Genomic DNA, 12,522 nt, shown 5'->3' with positions numbered 1-12,522 from the left:
GTTTTTACTTCTCGATATATTTTCCGATCCTGATATCTGGGAAATGAACACGTTTCAAAAATGTGCGGTTCGGCAATTGATACCCGCCCGTAATGCGCGCGACAGGCAAACCCATGTGCGCCATGTCTTGAAGCCCGCATCCACCGCCCTCTGCGGATCGCCCGCCGCGCCGTGCGCGAGTGCTGCCGTTCACGCATCATCGGCCGCTTCGCGCTGACCGCCGCGCAAACCCGGAGCGCCTGATGCAACGCCTGCCCATGCGAACCCCGTCCCTCATCCTGCGTGCGCTATGCGCCGGCGTCCTGTTGATCGACCTGAACGCGTGCCAGCGCGCCGCGCCGTCCGCCAGCCCGGCGGCGGCACCCGCGTCCGTGGCGTCCTTGGCCGCCCATGCGCCGGAAACGGCCGCGGTATTGCCGCTGCAAGCGCTGTTGAGCGTATTCGGCGGTGCAAAGCCGGCAACCTGGGCGGCGTTCGACGATGTGCCCGGTGTGCACTGGAGCGACGCGAAGCCGCTCGGCAATCCGGACAGCCGCTCCCCCGACACCACGCACTACCGTGGCGGCAGCCTGCTGCTCGCCGGCTTCGGCGACGTGGACGTCCCGGACGGCAAGGCCGGCGACGAAGCCGGCGTCAAAAAGGACAACGAAGGCCACGTCGGCGTCGTACTCAACGGCAACGCGGCCGCCGTCCTGTCGATCGCATTGCGCAAGTTCTACCCGAGCGACGACACGCAGGACATTCTGCTGCGTCAGTTCGGCGGCGATGCCAAGGTCAAGCGCATCGCCGGCCGATGCGCGTTCGACTACGGCACCACGGCGCCGAACGTGCAAGATAACGTGTTCTACCGGGTCAGCATCGGCAGCGCCGCCGTGCCGGTGTTTGCGGAAACCTACGTCGAAGAGGAAGGCGGCAATCAGGGGCCGGGAGCGACGAATTTCGTGTTCTACCGCACGCGGCCGGACCAACGTATCGCGAAGATGCAGTGCAAGGGCGCCGACGCCTGAGCAGGAACGCTTCGGCATCGCGATCGTGGCCGAATCGACACATCGACTGGACCCTACTAACTATCCGGACTACTTATCGGATCGATGACGTCGGTTTGACGCGATCACGATAAGGGAAATCAGTCTCATGAGTTTCGTACACTTGATCATGGAAACCGCAGACAGGATGCCCTCGCGCATCTAACGTCGCTCCGGGCAGCCGCCGCGGGGGTCGTTGCACCGGCCGGCCTTATCCGTAGCGATCAGGCAAATGGCGAGCCCAAGCGCCGCATGCGACGCACCCCGCGCGCATCCGGCCATGCGTCACTCGCCCGTCGTTTTCCCGCCGGGCGTCGCGGCGCGCGTGTCAGGGTCGCGCGCGAGGCCCTGCGCGAACACCTTCAGACCTTCGAGCAACGGCGTCAGCGCATCCCACAGCGCTTCGTCGTGCAGCAGCCGGTACACGCCGCGCACGCCGGGCGCGACGTGTTCGTGCTGCGACGGCTGCCACGCGCCGACGTGATGCAGCGCGTCGGCGGCCGCGAACGCGGCCTTGCCGAACTGCTCGGGTGGAATGCGCGACAGCGCCGTCACCAGCACCGCCAGATTCTGCATGCCGCTCTGCATGCCCGGCTTGTCGAGCGCGTCGACGAACGTGCCGGCCAGCTGCGCGTTCGCGCTGACGATTTCGTTGGCGACATGCAGGAAGCCGTGCCGGTGCAGGCTGCCGAGCAGATGTTCGAGCGCGTCGTGCGCGCCGGGCTCCGCGTGCGGAGGTGTGTCGTCGGGGGACAGGCGTTCGGTCATCGGCCATGCTCCGGATGAGGCGCCGCGCTGCCGTCGCGCCGGCAGTCGTGCGTGCGCCGAATTCGTGTCGTGGATCGTTCTCGCCTGGCCGGCTGGCGCTCGCGCGCCGCCGTCAGGACGTGCTGCCGTCGGGCTGCGCCCGGTATTCGCTGCGGGCGCCCATCGCGTCGTCGACGTCTTGCACGCCGTGCAGCGCGGCCACCCCGTCGACGACGGCTCGCCGTTCGGCTTCGTCGATCTGCCCGGTCAGCCGCACGTGTCCGTGGTCGACCGTCACGTCGACGTCGCGCGGATGGCTGACCAGCCGGCCGAGCGCCGAACGCACGCGCTCGGCAACCTGGGCATCGAGTGCGTCTCCGGCGAGCCGGTCTGCCCGCACGCCCGCGATCGCGCCGCGCGCGCGCTCGGCCGCCCGTTTCGCCTGCGTGTTCGCGTAGTCGGCCGCGTCGTGACAGCGCTCCGCCGCCTTGTCGCGAACGTACGCGCGCCGCCGCCGACCCGATGCGGGGTCGAGGAAGTACATCGCAGCCGCGCCGCACGCAACGGCGATCGCAAGATTCAACAACGGGTTCGAACGGGTTCTGGCATTCATGTCGGCACCGTAGGGCAGCACCCGGAACGACCGGGTATCGTCACAACGTCAAGCACGTGCCGTTCCCCGAACGATTGCGTCGGCGGCGGCCGATGCATCGCGGGCGCCGCGAGTTCACGCCGCGACGCCGGACAGAAATGACAAGCGCTTGAAAAATCGTCCGCGAATCCGGGGCCGGCCGCGCCGCCGTCGCGCCGCCGCGCGTCAGGATTCAGGCGAGCGGTCGGCCGGCTCCCCATCGCGTCCGGGCTCATTGTCGTCACCCCGTTCGGCGACCCGCTTCGCCAGGTTGAGGTAGGTCTGGGCCATCGCGCGCAGTTCTTCTTCCGACGCGTCCTCGATCCCGATCAGCCGGTCGCTTGCCGCATGCGTAACGGCGACGAGTTCGTCGAGCTTCAGGTGCATCGCGACGCTGTCGCGATTCTGGTTGCGCTGCAGCAGGAACACCATCAGGAACGTGATGATCGTCGTCCCGGTATTGATGACGAGCTGCCACGCGTCCGAATAGTGGAACAGCGGCCCGGTGACGAGCCACAGCACCGTAATGGCGACCGCGCTGCCGAATGCGACCGGCGAACCGGCCCAGACGGTCACGCGCGACGCAAACCGTTCGAACGCGCGCGTGACGGGATGCTCGACCGTGACCGCTCGCGGGTCGGCCACGGTCCGGTCCTGTGCGCCCGACCGGGCGCGGGGTGAATCGTCTGCTGCTTGCATGGCGTCTCCCGGATACGAGTGTCGATCTCGGCGCACGCGCGAGCCCGCCGCGCGCAATGGCACGGGGTTCGGTCCCGTATGCCGGCGCCACCGACGAAGGAGCAGCTTGCGTGCCCGGCTGCGTGGCCTGCGCCGAAAGCGCCCCGGCTCATCGCCACCGCGCTCGCGTATGCGCGTCGCCGCGGGCAACGAGCGCGCGGATGCGGTCGGCGGTGCGGCACGCGATCGCCTGGATCGTCAGCGACGGGTTCACGCCGCCGACGGTCGGAAACACCGAACCGTCGCAGATCCACAGGTTCGGGATGTCCCAGCTGCGGCAATCGGCGTCAACGACGCTCGTCGCCGGGTCGTCGCCCATCCGCACGGTGCCGGCCAGGTGGCAGGTGTCGTCCTGCTCGTGCCAGATGTCGCGCGCGCCGGCCGCTTCCAGCGAGCGCCCCATCTGCGCGAGCGCGTGGCGGATCATCCGGCGGTCGTTGTCGTCATACGAATAGGTGACGCGCGCGACCGGCAGGCCGAACGTGTCGCGTTCGTCGGCGAGCGTCACGCGGTTGTCCGCGCGCGGCAACGTCTCGCCGACGATCTTCAGCCCCGCCTGGAAGTTGTAGCGGGCCATTTCGCGCTTCAGCGCGTCGCCCCACAGCCCGCGCGCGGCGAGCTTGCGCGCCCAGTCGATCGGCAGCGGCCCCTGGCTCATCCAGCAGTAGCCGCCGAAGAAATCCTTGCCTTCGTCGACGTAGTTCCAGTGCTCGGTGATCGCCAGCGACGGCGGCCCCTTGTACCAGCGCACCTCGTCGTCCATCGTCCCCCACGACGCCTGGTTCAGCTGCGCCATCAGGTAGCGGCCGACGAGGCCCGAGCTGTTCGCGAGGCCTTGCGGATAGCGCCCGTTCGCGGACAGCAGCAGCAGGCGGGGCGACTCGATCGCATAGCCGGCGACCACGACGTTGCGCGCGCGCTGGAAATGCGTGCGGCCGTCGCGCGCATAGTGCACGCCGGTCACGCGGTCGCCTTCGGCTTCGATGCGCAGCGCCATCGCGAGATCGCGCACCTCCGCGCCGGCCGCGACCGCGCGCGGAATCCACGTGACGAGCGCGCTCTGTTTCGCGTTGGTCGCGCAGCCGGAGATACAGAAGCCGCGATACACGCACGGATGCGCGCGGCCGCGTGGCGCGGACAGCGTCGCGAGCGGCGTCGGCGTCCAGCCGATGCCGAGCGCGTCGGCACCGCGCGCGAGCACGAGCGCGGCCGCGTTCAGTTCGTGCGCCCGATACGGATAGCGCGGCCGCGGCGGCCCCCACGGGTAGCGCACGGGCCCGCTGATCTTCAGCGCCTGCTCGACCTCGCGGTAGTAGCGCCACATCTCGCGCCAGTCGAGCGGCCAGTCGACGCCGTAGCCGAGCGTCGTGCGCGAACGGAACCACTCGGGGCGAAAGCGCAGCGACACCATCGCGAAATGCACGGTGCTGCCGCCGATCGCGCGGCCGCTGTTGTTGGTGCCGAGCGTGAGCGGATCGGCGCCGTCGCAGATCCGCTCGTCGGTCCAGAACAGCTTGTGCTGATGCGTCTCGTCCGACGCGAATTCCTCGAGCGGCCGCCACCATGCGCCCGCATCGAGCGCGACGACCGAATAGCCGTATTCGGCGAGCTTGCAGGCGAGCGTGCCGCCGCCCGCGCCGGTGCCGACGATCACGAAGTCGACCACGTCGTCGTCGCGGAACATTCGCATCGGCGACCAGCCGCCGACGCGCAGCGGATCGGGCGCGCGACCGTCGCAGCCGCGCGGCTTCATCGCGGACAGCGGCGCATCAGCGGTCATCGAGTTCGCCCTCTTGCGTCAGGCTCACCTGCGCTTCCCACGGATCGCGCCGGTTGAAATCCATCCGCACGTAGCCGCGCGGGCTCGCGGGGCCGCCGAAGCCGATCTCGTTCCACGCGAACGGATGACTGTAGTAGGCGCCGCAGATGTCCGGCAGCACGCGCTTCGCGAAGAACGTACGCCGGTCCATGCCGCCCCACGCCGGTTCGACGCGCGGGTCGACCTCGCCGTGCTGCACCGCGCGCAGCAACGCATCGGCGTCGTGCGCGCCGAGCGAGGCGAACGGGCAACCGTGCGCGGCGCGCGCCGTCGCGTCGAGTGCATCGAGGCCGGCTTGCCACGCGGCGCGCAGCGGCGGCAGCCGCGCGTCGCGATAGCCGTCGCCGTCGTCGCTCGCGAGCCGCGCGTCAATCAGGGCGGCGGTCGGCACCGTGCCCGCGCCGCCCGAATCCTGCGGCACGATGCGCGCGCACAGCGCGGCGAGCGTCGCGTACCGTTCGGCATCGAGATGACGCGGCGCGGTCGCAGCCACCCGCAGGCGCGCATCGATCGCGCGGCGGGTCGCATCGTTCCACGACGGCGTGTCGCGTTTCGCGAGCACGTCGTAGCCCGGATAGCGCGGCAGCACGGCCGGCTTGCGGATCGCATCGCTCATGGCGTCTCCCGTTCGGCCAGCGCGGTCGCGGCGAGCCCGGCGATCGCAAGGGCGGTGAAGCTCGGCGGCGCCGGCAGCGGCGGGCCCGACAACAGGTTCTGCGACCAGTTGCGCCAGCCGCCCATCTGTCGCGCGACGCCGCGCGCATGGAACGCGACGCCGACGAAGCCGAGCACGGCCGTCGCGCGCATCCACCCGCGGCAGAAGCGCCGGTCGCCGCGCGGGCGGGACAGTGCGACCTGCGCGGCCGCGAAAGCCGCGACGGGCGGCACGACGAGCGGCGCGAACATCGCGCGATGCTGGAACGCCCCGCGAAAATGCAGCAACCCGACTTCGCCGAGCGTGCCGACGAGCCCTGCCGCGACGAGGCCGGCCAGCGCGCGGCCGGCCGGCAGCCCGGCAAGCTTCGGCGCGTCGGCCGGGCTCGCGCGCAGCCGCTCGCCCGCCGCGCCGAGTACGCCCGACAGCAGCAGCGCGAACGGCGCGCCGAGCGGTGCGCCGTAGAACAGGTTGTGCCAGCTGAAGCGGCCCGGCCGCTTCGTCACGTTGTACAGATGGAACCCGGCGCCGGCGGCGCCCACCGCGGCAGACGCGACATGCACCGCGTCGCGCAGCCGGTGGCGCGCGGGCGTGTCGTCCGCGTGGCCGTGGACGCTCGCGATCACCGACAGCGTCGACATCGCGAGCGGCGCGAGCATCGCGCGATTGTGAAACGTGCCGCGATAGTGCTCGACGCCGCTGTCGGCCAGCACCGAGCCGGCCAGCAGCAGCGCGCTGCGGTTCAGCAGCCGCGCGGCCTCGGCCAGCAGTTGCTCCTGCTCGGCCGCGCGGTGTCGTGCGTGTCGCATCGCTCCTCCCTTCGGTCCGGATTCACAGCACGAAATCCACCAGGTCCGCCGTGCGCAGTTCGAGGCCGAGCCCGGCGCGCGTCGCGTCGACTTCGAGCGCCCCGTCGACGAGCGCGGGTGCGCCGTCGAACAGCATCCGCTCGATGCGCACGTGATCGTGGAACCACTCGACATGGCGCAGGCGTGGTGCGGCGCAGCCGACGTGCCGGTGCAGCGCGGGCGCGCAATGCGCGGACAGGTCGACGTGATGCGCATCGGCGAGCGCGGCCGCCGCGAGAAAACCGCTCACGCCGCCGCACCGTGTCGCGTCGGCCTGCAGCACGTCCACCGCGCGGCCTTCGAGCAGGCGCCGGAAATCGTCGGGCACGTACGCGTATTCGCCGGCCGCGACGTCCACCCGCGCGCCGACGTGCTCGCGCACGAACCGCAGCCCGTCGACATCGTCGCTGCTGACGGGCTCCTCGAACCAGCGGATGTCGCAATCGGCCACTGCCTGCGCGAACGCGAGCGCGGTGCGCGGCGCATACGCGCCGTTCGCATCGACGAACAGCTCGACGCCGGGCCCGAGCGCGGCGCGCGCCGTGCGCACACGCGACGGATCGTGCGCGTCCTGCACGCCGATCTTGATCTTGCACGCGCGCACGTGCTCCGCGCGCCACCCGTCGAGCTGCGCGGCCAGCGTGCGGTCGTCGTAGGTCGTGAAGCCGCCGCTGCCGTACACCGGCACGCGTTCGCGCAGGCGGCCGAGCAGCAGCGCGAGCGGCATGCCGGCGAGTTTCGCCTTCGCATCCCACAGCGCGACGTCGATCGCCGAAATCGCGGTGGCCGCGATGCCGCTGCGGCCGATATTGCGCACCGCGCGCCACGACGCGTCGACGGCGGCCGGAATGTCGACGGCCGGCCGGTTGCGCAGCACGTCGCCCAGCAGCGACGTCACGAGCGGCACCGCGCTCGCGTCCGTGTACGTATAGCCGAGCCCCGTCACGGGCCCCGCGTCGATCTCGACGACGACGACGGTCGTCGCGGTCCACGCGTAGGTGCCGTCGGCTTCGGGCCGGTCGGTCGGCACGCGGTACGCGCGGGCGCGTACGTCGTCGATCGCCGGCGCGGCGGAAAGGGCCATCGTTGCGCTCCGGTCAGCTTGCTGTTTGCTTGGAGTTGTCGCGTGCAACCCCTGTGCCCGATGCCGAGCGCGCGGCACGCACCTTGCGCCGACGCCCGCATCGGTTCAATCCGGACCAAGGAGAAACGGCATGGCGACAGTGGCGGATTTCATCGTCGAGCGGCTGTACGACTGGGGCGTGCGCCGCATCTACGGCTACCCGGGCGACGGCATCAACGGATTTTTCGGCGCGCTGAGCCGTGCCGACGGCAAGATCGCGTTCATCCAGGCGCGCCACGAGGAGATGGCGGCCTTCATGGCGTCCGCCCATGCAAAATTTACAGGCGAGCTCGGTGTATGCGTCGCGACGTCGGGCCCCGGCGCGTCGCATCTGGTGACGGGCCTCTACGACGCGCGGCTCGACCACATGCCGGTGCTCGCGATCGTCGGCCAGCAGGCGCGCGCGGCGCTGGGCGGCCACTATCAGCAGGAAGTCGATCTCACCGCGCTGTACAAGGACGTCGCAGGCGCGTTCGTGCAGCTCGCGACGGTGCCGGCCCAGGTGCGCCACCTGGTCGACCGCGCGGTGCGCACCGCGCTCGGCGCGCGCACCGTCACCGCGCTCGTGCTGCCGAGCGACCTGCAGGAACTCGACTATGCGCCGCCGAAGCGCGCGCACGGCACCGTGCATTCGGGGATCGGCTACACCGCGCCGAAGGTCGTGCCGTACGCCGACGATCTGCAGCGCGCGGCCGACGTGCTGAACGCGGGCAAAAAGGTCGCGCTGCTGGTCGGCGCGGGCGCGCTGCGCGCGACCGACGAGGTGATCGCGGTGGCCGACCGGCTCGGTGCGGGCGCCGCTAAGGCGCTGCTCGGCAAGGCCGCGCTGCCGGACGACCTGCCATGGGTCACCGGCTCGATCGGGCTGCTCGGCACGAAGCCGAGCTACGACCTGATGAACGAATGCGACACGCTGCTCATGGTCGGCTCCGGTTTCCCGTATTCGGAATTCCTGCCGAAAGAAGGTCAGGCGCGCGGCGTGCAGATCGACCTGAAAGCCGACATGCTGAGCCTGCGCTACCCGATGGAGGTCAACCTCGTCGGCGACAGCGCCGAGACGCTGCGCGCGCTGCTGCCGCTGCTGAAGGCGCGCGACGACACGCACTGGCGCGACCGGATCGCAAAATGGAACGCGGACTGGCACGAGACGCTCGCGGCACGCGCGGCCGCGAAGGCCACCGCCGGGCGCGGCGTGAATCCGCAGCGCGCGTTCACCGAACTGTCGCCGCGCCTGCCCGACGACGTGATCCTGACCAGCGATTCGGGCTCCTGCGCAAACTGGTATGCGCGCGACCTGATGATCCGGCGCGGGATGATGGGTTCGCTGTCGGGCGGGCTCGCGTCGATGGGCGCCGCGGTGCCCTATGCGATCGCCGCGAAGTTCGCGTATCCGCTGCGCCCGGTGATCGCGATGGTCGGCGACGGCGCGATGCAGATGAACAACATGGCCGAGCTGATCACGGTCGCGAAATACTGGCGGCAGTGGGCCGATCCGCGCTGGATCTGCATGGTGCTGAACAACGAGGATCTGAACCAGGTCACGTGGGAGCAGCGCGTGATGGAAGGCGATCCGAAGTTCGACGCGTCGCAGCAGATTCCGGACGTGCCGTACTACCGCTTCGCGACGCTGCTCGGCCTGAAGGGGATCTACGTCGACGATCCGGAACAGCTCGGCGCCGCGTGGGACGAGGCGCTCGCGTCCGATCGCCCGGTCGTGCTCGAAGTGAAGACCGACCCCGAGGTACCGCCGTTGCCGCCGCACGTGACGCTGCAGCAGGCGAAGCATTTCGCCGAGACGCTCGTGAAAGGCGATCCGCGCGAGGGCAGCGTGATCGTCGAGACCGCGCGGCAGGTGCTGTCGGCCGTGCTGCCGGGCCACGGCGAGCGTGGCGGCAAGGGAGACAAGAACGGGGCGTAACCGGGGTGAAGGACGCGCACGACGGCGCGGCATGCCCGCCGCGCCGTTGCGCATCACGCATCACGCATCACACCCCGCGCACCTCACCCGATATCGATATCGTCGCGCCCGTCGCCCTCCAGCGCGAGCGCCGCGTTCACGAGCCCGACATGGGCGAGCGTGAACGGAAAATTCCCACACATGCGCTGCGCGTTCACGTCGTATTCCTCGGACAACAGCCCGACGTCGTTGCGCAGGCCGAGCAGCCGCTGAAACATCGCGTGCGCGTCGTCGTCGCGGCCCTGCATCCGGTAGACCTGCACGAGCCAGAACCCGGCCGCCAGGAACGCGCCCTCTTCGCCTTCGCAGCCGTCCGCGAAACGCGGCGGCCGATAGCGGAACGGCAAGCCGTCTTCGAGCAGCTCGCGCTCGATCGCGGCAACCGTCGCGGCGACGCGCGGATCGGTCGCGTCGAGCATCCCCGTCAGCGGAATCAGCAGCAGGCTCACATCGAGCCCGTCGCCGTCGTAGCGGTCGACGAAGCGGCCGAGCTTCGCGTGGTAGCCGCGCGCGAGCACGTCCGCATGCACCGTGTCGGCCCAGCGCCGCCACGCGTCTAGCGGCGCGTGATGGCCGAACGCGCGCGCGGACCGGTACGCGCTTTCGACGGCGGCCCACACCATCACCTTCGACGACGTGAACGGGTGACGGCCGCTGCGCACTTCCCAGATGCCCTCGTCCGGTTCGCGCCAGATCGTCGCGAGGTGGTCCAGCAGGCGCCGCTCGAGCGTCCACGCGTCGGCGTCGGGCGGCAGCCCGTGCCGGCGCGCCTGGTACAGCGCGGCCAGCACCTCGCCATAGACGTCGAGCTGCAACTGCTCGGCCGCCGCGTTGCCGAAGCGCACCGGCCGCGCGCCTTCGTAGCCGGCCAGGTGCGCGGCCTCCCATTCGTCGGCGCGCCGTCCACCGTCGGCCGCGTACAGCACCTGCAGCTGCGACGGATGATCGGCGATCGCGCGCACGAGCCAGTCGCGCCAGCGCGCGGCTTCGTCGCGATAGCCGCAGCGCACCAGCGCGCGCAACGTGAAGCTCGCGTCGCGCAGCCAGCAGAACCGGTAATCCCAGTTGCGCGCGCCGCCCAGGCGTTCGGGCAGCGAGCTGGTCGGCGCCGCGACGATGCCGCCGGTCCGCACGCTCGACAGCAGCTTCAACGTAATCAGCGCGCGCTCGATCGCGTCGCGATACGGGCCCTGCGCCGCGTTGCACCTGGACCACACGCGCCAGAACGACTGCGTGTCGCGCAGCGACGCATACGCATCGGGCACCGCCGGCGGCCGGTCGTACGAGCGCGCATAGCTGATGCAGAAATCCACGCATTCGCCCGCCGCGATTCGCAGCGCACCGACGAGCCGGTCGTCCTGCACGTCGACGCGTGCGTCGGTATCGAGCCACATCGCGTCGCCGCCCGTCATCATCCGCCAGCGCCGGCCGAAACGTCGGCACCACGGCAGCGCATGACCGTAGTCGAAGCGCACGCCGAGATCGACGTCGAGCTCGACCACGCCCCGCTCGCCGCGCACGCTGCGGATCAGGCACGGATCGGGCGCGTCCCAGCTCATCCAGTCGAGCATGACGACGCAGCCGGTCGACGTCTCGAAGGTCGTTTCGAGCATCGCGGTGCCGGGCAGGTAACGGCGCGTCGCGCGGGCGGCGCGCTCGCGCGGCGCGACGCGAAAGCGACCGTTGTCCGGCGTGCCGACCAGCGCGGCGAAACACGGCGGCGAATCGAAATCCGGCCAGCACAGCCAGTCGATGCTGCCGTCGCGTGCGACGAGCGCGGCGCTGCGGCCGTCGCCGATCAGCGCGTAATCCTCGATCCGCATCGCTCACCCGTCGCGCTTGCGCGCAGCGACGAAGCCGGCCGCGAGCACCGCGCACAGCGTGCCGAACGCCACCACGCGCACGGTGCCGAGCCCGGCCTCGACACCCGTGCGGCGCGCCTCGGCGCCGAACGCGCCGCGCGTCGCGTGCAGGTCCGACACGGTGTGCCACAGGTTCGATTCGCGCGGGCCGGCCGGCGCCGCGCGCTGCTGGCCGCGCACGGCCGTATGCGCGAGATAGCGGTCGAAGCAGCCGGGCGCGATCCCGTTCGCGACGATCGCCGCGAGCGACGACCAGCCGACCCAGCGCTCTCGGCACGGATGGCGCGCGGCCTGCACGATCGCATCGGCCGCCACTTCCGGCGCATAGACCGGCGCGACCGGGCGCGGCGCATGCGGCAGCGTGGATTCGGCCCAGTCGAACTGCGGCGTGTCGATCGCGGGCAACTGCACCATCGTCACGCGCACGCGGCTGTGCGCATGCAGCAGTTCACAGCGCAGCGCGTCGGTGAAGCCGCGGATCGCGTGCTTCGCGCCGCAATACGGCGCCTGCAGCGGAATCGACCGGTACGCGAGCGCGGAGCCGACCTGCACAATCGTGCCGCGGTTGCGCGCGGTCATCCGCGCGAGCGCCGCACGGGTGCCGTTGACGCAGCCCAGATAGGTGACGTCGGTCACGCGCGCAAAGTCTTCCGGCGAAATCTCGTCGAACGGCGCGAACACGGTGACCATCGCATTGTTGACCCACACGTCGAGCGGCCCCAGTTCGCGCTCGATCTGCCCGGCCGCCGCATCGAGCGCGGCGGCGTCGCTGACGTCGACCGCGATCGGCAACGCGTCGACGCCATACGCCCGCACCTCGCACGCGGTGTCCTCCAGCGCGCGCGGATCGCGGGCGAGCAGCGCAACGTTTGCGCCGCGCCGCGCGAACGCATGCGCGGTCGCACGGCCGACGCCGGCGCTCGCGCCGGTGATCGCGACAGTCTTCACGTTCGGTTCCTCCCGTTGTCCTGACGATGGCCGGCACGCCGCCGCGGCCTTCCCGAAACTGCGTGCCCGAACGCGATCGACGGAGCAAACGGCGTGCCGCGGGCGACCCGCACCGCCCGGTCGGCGCACACGGCGCGAACAGTCGCCACATTTACAAGCCTGCTGTAAC

The 12,522-nt window shown here is 70.7% G+C and carries 11 protein-coding genes; 2 read left to right on the top strand and 9 right to left on the bottom strand.

The annotated features are described in order from the left end of the window. Window positions 1-179: 179 nt before the first annotated feature. Window positions 180-1,007: a hypothetical protein gene (locus tag WJ16_RS34270; RefSeq protein ID WP_084636053.1), complete on the top strand. Its 828-nt coding sequence runs from the start codon at window positions 180-182 to the stop codon at window positions 1,005-1,007. Between the two features lie 303 nt (window positions 1,008-1,310). Here the strand turns inward: WJ16_RS34270 and WJ16_RS17170 are convergent, their stop codons facing one another. From WJ16_RS17170 to WJ16_RS17140, 7 genes are all read right to left on the bottom strand, one after another. Then, the gene (locus tag WJ16_RS17170) at window positions 1,311-1,793 is read right to left on the bottom strand and encodes a hypothetical protein (protein WP_069258278.1); all 483 of its coding nucleotides are present in this window, start codon (window positions 1,791-1,793) and stop codon (window positions 1,311-1,313) included. Between the two features lie 112 nt (window positions 1,794-1,905). Continuing rightward, window positions 1,906-2,385 carry a BON domain-containing protein gene (locus tag WJ16_RS17165; protein WP_069258770.1) on the bottom strand — a complete coding sequence of 160 codons (480 nt, stop codon included), beginning with the start codon at window positions 2,383-2,385 and terminating at the stop codon, window positions 1,906-1,908. 204 nt (window positions 2,386-2,589) lie between these two features. Next, window positions 2,590-3,102, bottom strand: coding sequence for a low affinity iron permease family protein (locus tag WJ16_RS17160; protein WP_076605962.1), 513 nt, complete (start codon window positions 3,100-3,102; stop codon window positions 2,590-2,592). A 148-nt stretch (window positions 3,103-3,250) separates the two neighbouring features. Beyond that, window positions 3,251-4,921, bottom strand: a complete 1,671-nt coding sequence (locus WJ16_RS17155) for a GMC family oxidoreductase (RefSeq protein WP_069258276.1) — start codon at window positions 4,919-4,921, stop codon at window positions 3,251-3,253. Further along, complete coding sequence (locus WJ16_RS17150; protein WP_069258275.1) at window positions 4,911-5,576, bottom strand: gluconate 2-dehydrogenase subunit 3 family protein; 666 nt, start codon at window positions 5,574-5,576, stop codon at window positions 4,911-4,913. The genes WJ16_RS17155 and WJ16_RS17150 overlap by 11 nt, the downstream gene beginning before the upstream one ends. Continuing rightward, window positions 5,573-6,424 carry a hypothetical protein gene (locus WJ16_RS17145; RefSeq protein WP_069258274.1) on the bottom strand — a complete coding sequence of 284 codons (852 nt, stop codon included), beginning with the start codon at window positions 6,422-6,424 and terminating at the stop codon, window positions 5,573-5,575. Before WJ16_RS17145 ends, WJ16_RS17150 begins: the two co-directional genes overlap by 4 nt. Window positions 6,425-6,446: 22 nt before the next feature. Beyond that, window positions 6,447-7,547: an enolase C-terminal domain-like protein gene (locus WJ16_RS17140; RefSeq protein WP_069258273.1), complete on the bottom strand. Its 1,101-nt coding sequence runs from the start codon at window positions 7,545-7,547 to the stop codon at window positions 6,447-6,449. Window positions 7,548-7,677: 130 nt separating this feature from the next. Between WJ16_RS17140 and WJ16_RS17135 the strand changes: the two genes are divergently transcribed. Next, window positions 7,678-9,504, top strand: coding sequence for a thiamine pyrophosphate-requiring protein (locus WJ16_RS17135; RefSeq protein ID WP_069258272.1), 1,827 nt, complete (start codon window positions 7,678-7,680; stop codon window positions 9,502-9,504). 83 nt (window positions 9,505-9,587) lie between these two features. On the opposite strand, the gene WJ16_RS17130 is transcribed toward WJ16_RS17135, so the two are convergent. Both WJ16_RS17130 and WJ16_RS17125 read right to left on the bottom strand, forming a co-directional pair. Continuing rightward, window positions 9,588-11,366, bottom strand: a complete 1,779-nt coding sequence (locus WJ16_RS17130) for a glycoside hydrolase family 15 protein (RefSeq protein WP_069258271.1) — start codon at window positions 11,364-11,366, stop codon at window positions 9,588-9,590. A 3-nt stretch (window positions 11,367-11,369) separates the two neighbouring features. Beyond that, on the bottom strand, window positions 11,370-12,353 hold the full coding sequence (locus WJ16_RS17125; protein WP_069258270.1) for an SDR family oxidoreductase: 984 nt from the start codon (window positions 12,351-12,353) through the stop codon (window positions 11,370-11,372). Window positions 12,354-12,522 lie beyond the last annotated feature (169 nt).

It is taken from the genome of Burkholderia metallica (genome assembly GCF_001718555.1).
GTDB classification, from domain to species: domain Bacteria; phylum Pseudomonadota; class Gammaproteobacteria; order Burkholderiales; family Burkholderiaceae; genus Burkholderia; species Burkholderia metallica.
Note: the sequence above shows the minus strand (reverse complement) of the source record. Positions and strands in the feature narration are given on the sequence as shown.